General features: G+C 37.5%; 11 protein-coding genes and 2 tRNA genes. 5 read left to right on the top strand and 8 right to left on the bottom strand.

Annotation, left to right across the window (positions count from 1 at the left end; translation table 11 throughout):
- The first annotated feature begins 32 nt into the window (after positions 1–32).
- From K345_RS0110045 to K345_RS0110035, 3 genes are read left to right on the top strand one after another with little or no spacing between them, the layout of a single operon-like run.
- Positions 33–980: a glycine betaine ABC transporter substrate-binding protein gene (locus K345_RS0110045; protein ID WP_028974043.1), complete on the top strand. Its 948-nt coding sequence runs from the start codon at positions 33–35 to the stop codon at positions 978–980.
- A gap of 8 nt (positions 981–988) precedes the next feature.
- A complete protein-coding gene (locus tag K345_RS0110040; RefSeq protein ID WP_083963714.1) occupies positions 989–2,254 on the top strand; it encodes a quaternary amine ABC transporter ATP-binding protein in 1,266 nt (421 codons plus the stop codon).
- Positions 2,247–3,092 carry an ABC transporter permease gene (locus tag K345_RS0110035; RefSeq protein ID WP_028974041.1) on the top strand — a complete coding sequence of 282 codons (846 nt, stop codon included), beginning with the start codon at positions 2,247–2,249 and terminating at the stop codon, positions 3,090–3,092. The genes K345_RS0110040 and K345_RS0110035 overlap by 8 nt, the downstream gene beginning before the upstream one ends.
- A 38-nt stretch (positions 3,093–3,130) precedes the next feature.
- On the opposite strand, the gene K345_RS0110030 is transcribed toward K345_RS0110035, so the two are convergent.
- Genes K345_RS0110030 through K345_RS0110020 form a run of 3 tightly spaced genes read right to left on the bottom strand, consistent with a single transcriptional unit; the run spans position 3,131 to position 6,104 of the window.
- Complete coding sequence (locus tag K345_RS0110030; RefSeq protein WP_028974040.1) at positions 3,131–3,406, bottom strand: peptidylprolyl isomerase; 276 nt, start codon at positions 3,404–3,406, stop codon at positions 3,131–3,133.
- Positions 3,406–4,692 (bottom strand): metallopeptidase TldD-related protein, encoded by a 1,287-nt coding sequence (locus K345_RS0110025; protein WP_028974039.1) that lies wholly within the window; start codon positions 4,690–4,692, stop codon positions 3,406–3,408. The genes K345_RS0110030 and K345_RS0110025 overlap by 1 nt, the downstream gene beginning before the upstream one ends.
- Positions 4,692–6,104, bottom strand: coding sequence for a TldD/PmbA family protein (locus K345_RS0110020; RefSeq protein WP_028974038.1), 1,413 nt, complete (start codon positions 6,102–6,104; stop codon positions 4,692–4,694). The genes K345_RS0110025 and K345_RS0110020 overlap by 1 nt, the downstream gene beginning before the upstream one ends.
- Positions 6,105–6,185: 81 nt before the next feature.
- Between K345_RS0110020 and K345_RS0110015 the strand changes: the two genes are divergently transcribed.
- On the top strand, positions 6,186–6,380 hold the full coding sequence (locus tag K345_RS0110015) for a cyclic di-GMP-binding domain-containing protein, MshE-related (protein ID WP_245584616.1): 195 nt from the start codon (positions 6,186–6,188) through the stop codon (positions 6,378–6,380).
- A 1-nt stretch (position 6,381) separates the two neighbouring features.
- A complete protein-coding gene (dusA, locus tag K345_RS0110010) occupies positions 6,382–7,368 on the top strand; it encodes a tRNA dihydrouridine(20/20a) synthase DusA (RefSeq protein WP_211227875.1) in 987 nt (328 codons plus the stop codon).
- On the opposite strand, the gene K345_RS20590 is transcribed toward dusA, so the two are convergent.
- The 5 genes from K345_RS20590 to K345_RS0109985 all read right to left on the bottom strand — a co-directional run bounded on the left by K345_RS20590 (position 7,298) and on the right by K345_RS0109985 (position 14,760).
- Positions 7,298–7,618: a late competence development ComFB family protein gene (locus tag K345_RS20590; protein ID WP_053228199.1), complete on the bottom strand. Its 321-nt coding sequence runs from the start codon at positions 7,616–7,618 to the stop codon at positions 7,298–7,300. The genes dusA and K345_RS20590 overlap by 71 nt on opposite strands.
- A gap of 132 nt (positions 7,619–7,750) precedes the next feature.
- On the bottom strand, positions 7,751–10,975 hold the full coding sequence (locus K345_RS0110000) for an ankyrin repeat domain-containing protein (protein WP_028974035.1): 3,225 nt from the start codon (positions 10,973–10,975) through the stop codon (positions 7,751–7,753).
- A 1-nt stretch (position 10,976) separates the two neighbouring features.
- Positions 10,977–14,318 carry an ankyrin repeat domain-containing protein gene (locus K345_RS0109995; protein WP_028974034.1) on the bottom strand — a complete coding sequence of 1,114 codons (3,342 nt, stop codon included), beginning with the start codon at positions 14,316–14,318 and terminating at the stop codon, positions 10,977–10,979.
- Between the two features lie 249 nt (positions 14,319–14,567).
- Positions 14,568–14,640, bottom strand: a tRNA-Asn gene (locus K345_RS0109990).
- A 47-nt stretch (positions 14,641–14,687) separates the two neighbouring features.
- Positions 14,688–14,760: transfer RNA gene (locus K345_RS0109985), tRNA-Asn, on the bottom strand.
- Positions 14,761–14,784 lie beyond the last annotated feature (24 nt).

Genomic DNA, 14,784 nt, shown 5'->3' with positions numbered 1-14,784 from the left:
AGTAAATCACAGACATATTTAAGGAGAACACTTTGAGAAAATTAGCATTAATGTTAATTATGAGCCTATTTTGTGTATCTACTGTTTTATTTGCAGAAGGTAGTCAGGAGAAAAAACAAACATTAGTTTTTGGAGATTTAACTTGGAATTCTGTCCAGGTACATAACAGAATTGCTGCCTTCATTATAGAAAATGGTCTTGGTAACTATAAGGCTGAATTCACATCCGCAGATACAGCCATCACTATAAATGGAATCATGCAAGGAGATATCAATATTGATATGGAGTCATGGCATTCTAATTTCAGAGACCTATATGATCGGGGAGTTGCCTCAGGTCAGCTGGTTGATTTGGGAAAAAACATGCCTGATGCCCCTCAAGGTTGGTGGATACCCCGTTATTTAGTAGAAGGTGAAAATGCACCAGCTCCCGGTTTAAAAAGTGTAGATGATTTGCCAAAATACTGGGAACTATTTAAGGATCCAGAGGATTCTTCCAAGGGACTTATTTATCTGGGGATAACAGGTTGGCTATCCACTGATGTATCTGATGAGATATTTGAAAGCCATAATCTGGGAACTCATTTTAATAAAGGTATTCCTGGATCTAGTGCTGCTCTGGCTGCCACTATGGTAGGTAACTTTGAAAAAAGACAGGGATGGATCGGATATTATTGGGCTCCAACTGCTGTCTTAGGTAAATTAGATATGGTTCGCCTTAAAGGTTCAGAATTTGAACCAGCTGACGTTAATATTCTTGTAGATAAGGACCTTCCTGAAAGAGCCCCTGATGTTGTAGCTTTCCTAAAAAAGTATAACACAACAGTCGCTGACAATAATGAATTCCTTGCTCAAATGGAAAGCCATGAATGGGATGCTGAGCAAACAGCCCTCTGGTTTCTTAAGAATAAAGAATCTGTATGGACAGACTGGGTAACACCAGAGGTCGCCGCTAAAGTCAAATCCGCCTTACCAGAGTAGAGGCGCCGATGACAGAAACTGAAAATAAACGGGGTCAATCGACCCCAAATGATTCAACAGAAACTATTATCACTGTGAAAGACCTTTGGAAGGTCTATGGACGTGATTCTAAACGTATACTATCAGACAAGTACAAAAGTATGGACAAAGAAACTATCCTTAAAAAAACGGGATGTGTTGTCGGTATGCGTAATGTTAATATCGAGATTAAACGAGGTGAGTTCTATATTCTTATGGGCTTATCTGGAAGCGGTAAGTCTACCTTGGTGAGAAATCTGATACGTCTTGTTAATCCAACAACTGGGACAATAGAAGTCAATGGTAAAAACTTAACGAAAATGTCCGAGGATGATTTACTTGATTTCCGTAAAGAAACTTATGGAATGGTATTTCAGCATTATGGACTATTCCCTCATATGACTGTTATAGATAATGCCGCCTATGGTTTAAAAGTCAGAGGTTTGCCCAAAGCACAAATGTATACAAAAGCCATGGAAGCTTTAGAGACTGTAGGACTTAAAGGATGGGAACATACCTATCCTAGTAGTCTCTCTGGAGGTATGCAACAAAGGGTCGGCTTAGCAAGGGCGTTAGCCAATGATCCTGATATCCTCCTAATGGATGAACCCTTTAGTGGATTAGATCCTCTTATTAGACGACAGATGCAGGATGAATTAGTCGAACTCCAGGATAAACTTCAAAAAACAATAGTTTTTGTAACCCATGATTTACATGAGGCTTTAAAGCTGGGTGACCGTATTGCCATTATGCGTAATGGTGAAGTTGTTCAAATTGGGACACCTGAAGATATTGTTACAGATCCTGCCGACGACTATGTACGTGAATTCGTTCAGGATGCCTCTCCGGCAAAGGTCTTAACAGCAGGAAATATTATGAGTAAACCTAGTGTTTTGCTCTATGCCTGGGAAGGGCGGAAAACAGCTCTGACCATTCTTAAACGTGAAAATCGCAAGGCTGCTTATGTGGTAAATAAGCAACATCAATTATTGGGAATAGCCTCAGTAGACAGATTAGAGAAACATATAAGTGAAAATGCATCTTCTACTGTGGTCAAGTTAGGTCCTCCTATCACAAAGGAAGTTCCTTGTGTTACTGAAGATACCATCATTGAGGAGCTTTTTAAGATAGTGCGAACCTATCCATATCCTTTACCTGTAAAAGATAAGGATGGAAAGTTTCTAGGTGTTGTCAGTACGGATGATATTTTTGAAGCCATTACCCCAGTGGATAGTGAAGGAGAGTTTCATGTTTGATTTTCCAGAATTTATCCGATTTCCTGTAAGAGGTTACATAGATGCCGGGATGAAATGGTTATTAAAACACTGTTCTGTCTTTTTTGATGCCCTTGGTTGGCTAATTTTGCATGTGATGAATTTCTTTACATTTATCTTTACCAGTATTCCCTGGTTTGTATTGATAATCGTCATTTTCCTTCTAGGATGGAAGCTCATGAAGAGCTTGAAAACCGCCTTTATGATGTCTCTTATGTTATTCATTATTGGGGGTTTTGGGTACTGGGAACTAGCCATGCAGACGTTGGGTTTAGTCTCTGCTTCTGTAATGTTTAGTCTCTTGATAGGTATTCCTACAGGAGTTGCTATGGCCCAAAGTGATCGAAGTCAAATGATTCTTAAACCAATATTGGATGGTATGCAGACTATGCCTAGTTTTGTTTATTTGATACCGGCTCTTATGTTTTTTGGCTTAGGTAAGGTTCCTTCTGTTATTGCTACTATTATCTATGCCGTTCCTCCTGTTATTCGTTTAACTAATGTGGGAATAAGAACTGTAGATAAAGAAGCTGTCGAGGCGGCTAAAGCCTTTGGGGCCAAGAAAAGCGAAATCCTCTGGGATGTTCAGTTACCATTGGCCAAACCATCTATCATGGTTGGTATAAATCAAACTACTATGATGGCCTTAGCTATGGTAGTCATTGGATCTATGATTGGAGCAAAAGGATTAGGGATGGAAGTTCTTATGTCCATTAGCCGTATAGATGTAGGTAGGGGATTTGAAGCAGGAATCAGTATAGTCTTCCTGGCAATCATCATTGACCGTATCACTCATACGATATCTCAGAATAAAAAATAAAATAGGGAGGGTGAGATCCCTCCCTTGTTTTTAGGCAATTACTTTTTGCCAGTCAGTTTAATGATATGTGTTCCGAATTGGGTTTGTACTAGATCACTGACGCTTCCTACACCCATTCTTTGACAAGCTTGTTCGAAGGCTGGAACCATTTTACCTGGCCCAAACCATCCTAAGTCTCCCCCTTTGCTTTTGCTGGGGCAGGTTGAATACTCACGGGCCATATCTTCGAAACGTGCTCCTTGCTTTATCTTTTTAAGAAGATTAGACGCCAGGCCTCTATCCTTAACTAATATATGACTAGCTCTCCATTCCATTATAGAACTCCTGCGATAGATATTTTATTAAGCAAAATATAGGCAGGACCTTCATAATTTTCAAGTGTCATCATAGTCACACTGAACTGATAAGACTTTTGTGCTTCCCTAATATTACCACTTATGGATCCTCCACTAATGGGAATACGTCTATTTCCATCATAATAATAGCCGAGACGAATCTCTCCACCAAAGCTTCCACTAATCATGTTCACATCAAAATTACTGAAGTGTACGATTTCCAGATAAGGCTTTCCTTTTAATTCATCTGAACTCAAAGTTCCAGGTGCTACAGTAAAATTAGGACTCAAGGCTTTAACTGGTTTATGAGAGTAATAGGCATATTGTTGATTATAAAGCTTTTCAATTACCTTTCCTCCCTTATATAAATAGACTTCGTGATAGGGACTACCAAAGGAATCCACAGGTTCAGAATAGGGACTGTTATAAAGATAGGGCTCCGTTTTTAAGGTTAATTTGTCCCCTGATCCATTTAATTCTTCACCTACTTCGAAGAGATTTAAATTTTGATATTCAATCTTACCACTTGCCTGATTACGGTAAAAGGAAAAGAAATCTCTGACTGAAGTCTCTGTTAGAATAACAGGACATTCCAATTCTTTTTTAAGGGGAATGGCCTTTGTTCTATCTTTAATGAGATCTAGTTGATGATCAATAATGTTTTGAAGATTTTCCGGTTCATAGTCACTGAATTTGATTTCCCTTTCTATTTCAAACTCTTTTTCTTCTTGATCCTTTCCGGTTATCACTAAATCCATAAAACCTTTATAATAGGTATAGCTAAGTTCTAAACCCTGGGAATTTTCCCATACTACATCATGGTAAGTAAGAGTAACTTCTGCTGAGTTTATCCAACTTGTATCGTTAGTATGAGTTCTTTTAAGAATATCCCCCAAGGATTCAATAGATTCTTTAAGAGGAAATCTATCAAAGCTATTAGTATGCCTCTTTGGAGCGGGTATTTTCTCTTGTAAAGGAAACCAGGGGGATACAGATACGAGAGCATTTTCTCGAGCGGATTGAAGCTTGTCTGCCACTTCTTGCTGTGTGTCTAAGGGAGTGAGAGTCAAGGATTTCTGTCCTCTATATTTTGTTCCCTCTTTTTCAGTATCCATATAGAGAGTTATAAAGTACTCAATAACTTCTACAAAACGGTGTTGATCTATATCCCCGTTGATATAAAATACTTCTTGAGACTTGGACATAACCTTCTTTAGAGTCCAAGCTGATGCTTTTGCTAATTCCTGTTTGATATATTCTTGCATTATCCTAGCCTCATCTTGGTTTTAATGTAGGGGCCTCCATCGGAGACTTTAATCCATTCTTTGTAGCCTTTACCACACTTGCCTGATCCATGCAATTTATAATCATCTGATACCATGGTGATATTGTTGAGCACATCTGGAACAAATCCTGTTAAGTAAATAGGTCCAAAGGATTCTCCTGTTAACTTCCCATCCTTGATAGCCCAACCCAGTTGGCAGACTAACTGAATTCCCCAGTTCTTGGGATCTTCCATTCCAGAAAGCATGTTTTCAATGAGATAACCCTCTTTTATGGATTTAATCATCTCTTCTTTTTTATCTTTTCCTGGTGTGAAGTAAGTATTTGTCATACGAGCGTAGACTTTCCGTTTGTAACTTTCCCGGCGTCCATTTCCCGTTGGTTTCATTCCTAAGCTTTGGGCCGATGCCAGGTCTGTTAAGCCAGACAAAAAGATACCCTTATCAATGATGGTAGTATCTCCAGCCAAGTTTCCTTCATCATCAAAGAAGTAGGAGGCAACATTGTCTGCGCTGGCTGCACCGTCTTTCATGGTTAATAAAGAACTTCCCACAGTTTTCCCCAAGTAGTCCTGGGCTAAGGCTCTCCCTTTGATAAACATATCTGTCTCTACACCATGACCAAAGGATTCATGGGCAATTGTACCAGATACATCTGGACTCAAAATCACGTCGTACTCTCCGGGCTGTATCCTTTTGGCTCGTGACATTCCCTCAATTTTGTTTTTAATGGTTTTTGTATCAAAGGAAGTATTTACTATTTCTTCAGGGTTATGACCTGTTAGGCTTTCAAATAGAAAACTGCTGCCTTTTAATGTCTTAAAGAAGGGGATGGCAGTAAAAACAGCCCATTCATAATGCTGTTCCAGGTTTTTATTTGGGCTTAGATATAGTTTGTTAATAATAGAATGCTCTAGCATTATCCTTGTGTGGTGAATACGCTCATCTAGAGAACTGATTTGTTCATACACTTGTTCCAGCTTTTGACGTATTTCCTTTGTGGAATATTTTTTGCCACTATCTGTAGTTTTAACAAAGGATTCCGTAATTTCTTCTTCCCTAGGAAGCTCTCTCTGGGGAGTATTATCCTTAGGGTAGGTGAATACCAAATTACTTTTAATAAGATTTAGTAGCCCTGTGATCCCTGATTCCGGTATAATATTGCTTGAATATTCGGCTATTGCCCCTTTGTGGTAGATCCTTATTACATAACCTCTTTCAGAGAAACGGGAATCACTTATAAGGAATTCTGTACTGTTTTTTTCACAACTAATTCCTGTAACATCTGTGGCGAGGAGAGTCGCATAATCATATTGTTCACACAAGAGGGTGATCAAAGCTTCAAATTTCTTTCTGTTGTTATTAATAAATATTGATGGACCGACTTCTTTCATTTCTATATTTTATTCTGATTATTTAGAGATGTACACCATTTTACCTTTTGACAAACATGAGAAATAGATTATATTTTTCCTATGAGTATGGAACCCAGAGAAAGGATAGGGGAGTTTTTAATACGTCAGAATGAACTTTCCTTCGAACAAGCTGAACAGGTACTTGCTTATCAAAACAAAAACCCCAGAAAACGATTTGGTGAGATAGCTGTAGAATTAGGTTTTGTTGGCTATGACCAGATTTATGAATACTTACGAGGACAGAATGAGCTTTAGGATGAGTGTTGCACCCATGGTGGATGTAACAGACCGTCATTTCAGATATTTTAACCGTTTATTGACAAAGAATAGTTATCTCTATACAGAGATGATCTCCACAGGAGCCATTATACATGGAGACAGACATCGTATTCTGGATTTTTCTCCCCAGGAAAAGCCTTTGGTGTTACAGATTGGAGCTGCTAAACCTGAAGAAATGGTGGAAGCTGTAAAAATTGCAGAAGATTGGGATTATGATGAAATTAATCTTAATGTTGGCTGCCCATCAAATAAGGTTCAAGAAGGTGATCTAGGTGCCTGTCTTATGGCCAAGCCTGAATTGGTGAGAGATATTCTTACCGAAGCTAGGGGTATTACAAGTAAACCTGTTACTGTGAAACACCGTATTGGTATCGATGATCTGGATAAATACGAAGATATGGAGAACTTCTGTTCTATTGTAGAAGCTAGTGGTGTGACCCGTTATATCGTTCATGCCAGGATTGCCATACTCAAAGGCTTAAGTCCCAAGGATAACAGAAACATTCCTCCTCTTCGTTATGAGGATGTGTATCGTTTAAAAGAAGAGTATCCCCATTTTCAAATAGAGATTAATGGGGGATTTAAGGATAGAGAATCTATCCTGGCACAGAAAGAAATTTTAGATGGAGTGATGTTGGGACGTGCCGCTTATGAGCGCCCTTATTTATTAAATGAGGTAGAGAATGTTTTATATCCAGAGGATACAGCCTCTATCACTCGTCAAGAAATCCTTGAGCATCTCATAGGGTATATTCAGGAAAACTTCGATGAGGATAACAAAGCTTGGCCCTTGTATAGAAATATCTATGACCTTTTTGCCTTTCATAAGGGGGCCAAAGTGTGGAAGAGAATCCTCAATGAAGGTCTTAAGGAAGATAAACCTGGAGACGCTCTTAAGAAAGCTTTGGATCAACTGCCTCTGGAGAGTTTGCTTTCTTCTTCTCTTCTCCCTTTATCTTCTTAATGGCTTTCTTGACAGCCTTCTGTACATCTTCATAGTAGTCTGATATTTCCAATCCTTGGGAATATATCTTCCCCATGAGTGTATGGCTGTAGGCTGGTTTTATATGATTGAGTGCATAGGTGGCTATGTCCATTATGATTTCTTCATCATTCCAGTCTTCTTGGGGCAACTGAGCTTCCATCTCCTTGATGACCATTTTCTCAGCTTCATTTACGACTTGCTCAAAGTCAAACATGTCTGCAAGACCCATATTGTCCTCCGGTTGCATAGTGTCTATAAGATTAATTTAAAATAAATTTGATTGCAAGCAAGTTATATTCCCGTGTATTGATAGGTGGGAGTCTCATTTGGGAATCCAGTTTTAATATGTTGACTCCAATTATTAAAATCCTATCTTCCTATAACCAGTGTTAGTATCTGCTCCCTCAGTTAATAGTAATTCTGTTATATCTTTATACCCAGCTTGTTGGCTCAACTTAAGAGCAGAGTTCCCAGAGCTATTGACCTTATTGATATCAGCTCCTTTACTGATTAAAAGACTGACTATTTTTAATCTGTCCGCAAGGTTGAGATTATTAGGTTCTGCCATGAGAGCATACATGAGAGGGGTATTATTTTCTTTATCTAGCACATTGACACAATCAGTCCTGGTTAGGAACATTTCTACTAAATCCTTGTTGCCATTTAACAGAGCTATTTGAATGGGGTGCTTTCCTGCATTATCACCTATCATTGGAATTTGAGCCTTTATTAAAGCATTCCAACATCTGTCCCTATCATTGTTATTGTTCAAATAGGATAGAAAATGCCATAGATTCTCTCCAAAGTTATTGATTACAGATAAATCTATATTAGGATGATCCAATAATGTTTTAATAGCAATGGAATTATTTTTTATTATCCCCCACATAAGAGGAGTCAGCCCTTGTTCTGCTTTACTATTAATGTCAACTCCTAGGTCAATGAGAGTGCTAGTCAGGAGTTGATAATGTCGATTAACGGCTAAGTGAATAGCAGGTAATCGTTCCCTAGGGATTACATTCATATCAGCGCCAGCTTTAACAAGAACTTCAATAATTTGACTATTAATGTACTCATTCATCTCACCATTTTTATAGTATTGATAATCATCACGACATTCGACAGCATGATTTATTGCATTTCTTCCGTTACCGTCAAGTATGTTTACATCAGCTCCTCTTTCTATTAGCAATTGTACGACACCCAAAGCTCCTCTATAACAGGCGTTCATAAGAGGGGTTTCCTTGTCTTTATCTACCTGATTGATATCTGCTCCTCTATTTAGAAGCAGTTCAACAGCTTTTATTCTACGGTTAATCGGTATGGTTCCCCAGTTTACGATAGCTGCGATAAGAGGAGTTGTTCCATTAAAACCTCCTATTGTATGAATTTCTGCTCCTTTTTGAATAAGCCAGTCTATGGTAGGTTCATTACATATTTGAGCAGCCGCAATAAGAGGCGTTTTTCCAATCGTATTAGCATAAGTTACTATGGTAGGATCTTTTTGAGTGAGAAGCTCAAAGTAAGGCAGTAAATCCAGTTCCTCATTATTACGTAAAGCGACGCATAAGCGGATAATGAGATTATCTTTGTTTTGGTCTAATTTTACTGATACATCGGCTCCTTTATTTAGTGCCCAATGAAATAATTCAAACCAGTCGACTATAGCCGCCTCTACTAGTAGGTTGCTTTCCTGGAGCCAAGATGAGTCTACTTCTTTTCTAGGAACCTTTCTGGCTATCTGATTGATATCACAACCTTTGTTGTATAGGTACTCGGCTATTTCCATGAGAAGAGAATTATCTCTCGTGACCTTAGGATCATAGGCAAAAGCCAATGAGTGTAAATAGTTATATCTTAACTCTTTATAAGATTCCCATTTAACAGGAATCCTATCAAGTAATGTTAAGTCTTCTGTGTGATCTATTATAGAAAAAAGATTCTTTCTATTAAGTTTTTTCCAAAGAGCTTGAAAAAAGATTCCATATAACATAGGAATCTTGTAATCAGGTTTGATCTCAAAGAAAGCTTCTACGACTTGGTCGTTGCCCCTATTGATTAGGTGATATAGTAAAGGAGTTTCTTCTGCATCATCAGAAGTGAATAAAGCATCGACATCATAACTATAGGGTGGATCAAGCAAAGTTTTTAGAAAAGTAATTCGATCAATTGTTTTATTAATATTCAAGGCAAATTGAATAAGAGTATTTTCTTTAGAATCTTTATGGGGTTGAAACTTTGTGTAAAGGAGCTTTGTTAAATCTTCTTGACCTAATACCTTTGGAAGATAGCTTAAAACTTCCACACAATTATTAATCATCTGGTTTAAAAATATTTTACTATCCTTATCTGTAAGTTCATAAAGGAAGGAGTTTCCTGACTCATCGATATAAAAAGGATCTGCTCCTTTTCGGAGTAAAAGTTTGATAAGATTAATGGAATGTGTTCTAGTAGCGAGAAGAAGGGCACTCTGTTTACTTGTCTCTATGGAAATTCCAAGTTCTAGTAGTAATTGAAGGTGCTCTTCTATATCCGGATGTTGAAATTGTTCTTTTACTAAATATTGGAGGGCATTGTAGTATGTAGCATATTCTTCACGGTGGTAATTGATATCACCTCCCTGTTGTATAAACTCCTCAAGAGTTTGTTTCTTAACATTAAGTTCTGTGTCCATGTCTATGGCAATTTTAAAAGCCTTGGGTCCATTTAATGTACTTGGTATGGCTTGTCGTCCAAATGCCTTTAATATATCCAAATGGATAGGTAATTGTGGGTAGTGAGAATCTAGTAGCTTTATGAGGTTTTTCTGATCGCTAGGTGTGAAGTAGGATGCCGTCAAGAAATCTAATAGGTCATCATTGAGTTCAATTTCAATATCATTATACGTGTTGAGGATATGGAGGAATAGTTTTGCTTTTTTATTTGTGACAATGTACTGAATAAGGTCTTTGTAATTCTCTTGGCTCAATGGTCCAATGTAGGGTTTTAGTAAAGAAAATAATTGTATTTTTTCATTATCTGCCTTATGTCCTGCATGGAACAATGTGTAAAGAGGGCTTTTTTGTTTTGACCCGCCTCTATTCGCATCAGCTCCTTGTTCTAACAACAACTTTACTAATCCCTGATCACTGTGTTTTTGGTTAAGAAGCTCTGTTAATGCTGTGATTCCATAGCTATTTAATTCATCTATATCACAGCCTTGGTCTAAGAGTAGTTGATAGAAAGAATAATTCCTGCATCCATGATTTATACAATAATGAAGTAATGGTTGAGAGTCTATTGACGTAGGTAAAATTACTCCCTTTTCCAGGAAAGCACCTAACAATAAGGGATTGAACTTGAGAATTACCATTATAATAGTATTTGTATTATCAAGGTCTTTCTCTTCCCAATACAATTGGGCACCCCATTCTAGAAATAGGGCGCTTAACTCAGCATTATTAGTTGCTATTGCATAATATAAGGGAGGGCGATTGTCTTCATCCAACATATTGATATTGGATGGATTCAGTCTTTTCCTGATCTTATTGATATCATTAAGACTGATTAGTTCTTTTATTGTTTTCTTTCTGAATAAACCTATCATATTAAAATCCTATTTTTCCTCTTTCTTCTGCACCTGCGTTTATTAGGATATCTATGATGTCTGTTTTCTCCCTCTCTTTTGCTATCTGTAATGCTGTTTGATTCTTTTCATTAGCGGTATTAACATCAATCCCTTCTTCAATGAGGAATTTAATACATGAGACTACATTCGCTTCTTCTACAAGCTCTTCATCATAATTAACAGCATACATGAGTGCTGTATTATTGTAGTTGTCTACTTCATTAATGTTAATTCCTCTTTGGAGTAATTCCTTTACTGGAGGTGTCATAGCTCTTTGTACTAGATAATGAAGAGGGGTTTGGCCATAGTTGTTTTTCGAGTAGGGTACATTGTATTCATCCATATATTTCTTTATAAAGGAAATAATAGTTTTATTAAGAGGTGGTACCATTAGTCCTGTTTCTTGATAGACTCTATTCACTAAATAATGAAGAATATTATCTCCTCTTTGATCAACGTTGAGAAGAGATTCTTGGATGTTTTCATGAGATAACAAATCTTTGATTAAATGTAATGCCCCCCACTTTGAAGCAATCATCAATGGTGTTCTATTGCTTCCGTCAGTGGCATGTATGCTTGCTCCCAGTTTTAACAAACCATGATATAGGTAACGATAGTCATACCCTATAGTATCTATAAGAGGTGTTCCCATCGAATAGCTGTTGTTTAAGTCTGCCCCATTAGCATGCAAGGCTTCAATAATATGTAATTTGAATTCTTCCTTCATTGTATGTGTATCGTCATTAGATTTTTCGTCATAACAATAAGGATCGGTAATGGCAAAGTTAAGGGCTGATTTCCCTTCACTGTTACATAGATTAGGATTGGCTCCTCTTTTTAGTATTTCTTGAACAACTTCGAGGCATCCGAAACCAGCTGCGGCCATAAGTGGTGAGTATCCATCATTATCAATGGCTTCTAAATCAGCCCCTCCATCCAACAGAGCTTTTACTGTCTCTAATCTGTCCTTTTTGGATACCCAATCCCAATTGGTTATGGCTCGATGAATAGGATAGGATTGGTCAAATCCCCCAATGGCGTTAGGATTTGCCCCTTTACTAATGAGGTAGTTTATGAGTTCTGTTTGGCATTTACTTGCTGCATATACAAGAGGTGTTGCCCCATTATTGGTCTTTGTTTCAATATCGAATAAGTGGCGTCTATCTAGTTCTTCTAGTATATCAATGACTTCTGATTGAGTCCTCTGGGATCTTTGAGTTATAAAGTGAATAAAGTTTTCTTCAAATCTGTCTAGTTTTAGATAAGGATCAGCTCCTTTATCCAACAATAGGTTAAAGACTTTTTTATAGTCAGTTTCTTTGAAATTATGACATTGTTCCAACAAAGAAAGTAACGTTCTATAGGTTTTACCTTGCATAGACTCATTTAGTGTAAGTCTTGTTACATGATTTACATCATGCCCTGCTTCAATCAAATCCGAACATATTTGGTAAGCCCATTCTTCAGACTCTTCAATACTTGTATCCTTGTTAATAGCAATGTCCAAAACCAATTCTATATAAGACCCATTTGATTGAACAATTTCATCTGATGAATCAAAATAACGGACAATCTCTTTGTTTATATCAGGAGCCTTATCTATAAAGCGTTTTATGGTTTCAGGTGAGTAGTGTTTCTTTAAAGCGTAGAAGAGAGGATCTCCAGATCCAGGATTAGCTATGTCAATATCAGGGTAATTATCTAGTAGATAAGTGACAATATATTCATCAACGTCAGAACACAATAATTGTAAAATTAAGCTCCCTTCTGGTCTGTAGGCTTCAAACTTTTTGTTAATGTTCCAACCACAAGCTAATAATTCTTTGACAAGGTTAAATCTTGTTGTTTTCTTAAAGAGAACAATTTCTTTACCTAAAGTGCTACTCCCATTCAGAATACCAGGTTCTGTACCGCTTTTAAATTCTTCTTCGAGAGGAAAAGGAAGTTGTCTCTCATCAAATATTTCTTTTATGAGGTGCAGCATATTTGAATGATCGTCAGATGTTCTGTACTGATTATGGGAGGGGCTGTAGGAGAACAAACGACTAAAAATGGTGGCTCCATCAACATCTGTATAACAAATATCAGCGTTTCTATCCCCATAGAAACGAACCAAATCTCTCTTATTATACCATATGGCCCAGAGATAAGCAGAATGCCCTTCATTTTCGATTAAGGCTCCATGATCTAATAGCCATTGTAATAAGTCCGTTAGATCATAAATATCCTCATTCCAACAGGTCAAGGCAGTTAATACATTCAATTCAAAGCCTGCATAAGATTTAAGATGATTAATATTGGCTCCTTTTTCCAGAAGTTGTTCCAATATGGGAATCTTACGAGTAAGAGGCATTTTAGTAGTCCTTGCTATATCAATAAATATATCACTGGGATCACGATTGTCTTTCAGATTCTCTTCTAAAACTTCCTCTGCCTTGTTGCCATAAAACTGACTGCTTAAAGGAAGATTAAGTTCTTTAGCTCTATTAACATTCACCATTCGTTTACGCTGATCCATGGAGAACTTATTCACATCAAGGTAATTCTCCAAAGAAGGAAAAACCTTTGTATCAACCCATAATCCGTATTCTAACAGAAGAAGAAATTCTTCAATTTTACCACTCTGTAGAGTCTTTTGGGCTAGTGTCGTTTGAGAACCTGTAAAAGTTCTGATGGTGTAATTCATTTCCAGATTGTAACGACTTAATTCTTGTAGAAGGTAGGAGAAGCTAAATTTCCCCAGTTTGGAGGTTGCTGGTATCTCCCTATTGTCAACTAGTATAGTTAATGGTCTATTCACTTCAGAAGTAGCATAGTTAACATCTGCCCCCTCTTCCAGTAAAGCGTTAAAAGCTCTTAAGGAAAAATCAGGTAGGCTTAATAAATAGGCTAGGGCTGTTTTTTCCGTATTGACCGTATCTATTTGATTAATATCAATGTCATGAGCTAAAAGTATAGGCAAAAGTTCGGGATAGAAGTATTTATGACTAACTACATAATGGAGTAGGGGGAGCTTATTGATTGTCTCAGGGAGACTAAGCTCATGTTCTAAAAAGATATTAAGAAGATTCTGATTAAAGGTCTTTATCACATCCACCATAACAGATTCTTCTGGTGATGAACTTCCCATTTCAGGAATACTCCCTAGTTCTAATAAAAGTTTGGCTATTTGAGACTTTTCATATTTAATAGCGTAGTAGAGGGGGGGCTTCCCCTGGTCATCAAGGTTATTACAATTATCCGAGTTTAGTAATTTGTTGAGTTTGTTGATCTTCCCTGATTTTATCAGGTTTTCGATTGTGTCTTTTTTTATTAATCCCATGGGTAATCCTTTTTATCTTTTGCAGCCTGGTGATGAAACTTAGGCTTTCAGAATTATTTATCTTCTAGTTCTAGCAAGCATCGTTATCGGGCACAGTATGTGAGACATCCTAAATAACTTTTAATACTGTAACACTAATACTAAGGATCATCATGATGAGGCAAGGTATTTTGGAACATTTATTCGGTTTTTTTAATGAATAGGTAAATAAAAAACTGGTTCTAACATGTAATTAGAACCAGTTTTAAGCTCCCCCGAACGGACTCGAACCGCTGACCTAGTGATTAACAGTCACCCGCTCTACCAACTGAGCTACAGGGGAATGTGTTTCCATATATTTTGATTGGGCAGAAACAACCCAACTTTAAGCTCCCCCGAACGGACTCGAACCGCTGACCTAGTGATTAACAGTCACCCGCTCTACCAACTGAGCTACAGGGGAATGCGAAATGCTTCGTCAATATAG

It is taken from the genome of Spirochaeta cellobiosiphila DSM 17781 (assembly GCF_000426705.1).
Classification (GTDB): domain Bacteria; phylum Spirochaetota; class Spirochaetia; order DSM-17781; family DSM-17781; genus Spirochaeta_E; species Spirochaeta_E cellobiosiphila.
Note: the sequence above shows the minus strand (reverse complement) of the source record. Positions and strands in the feature narration are given on the sequence as shown.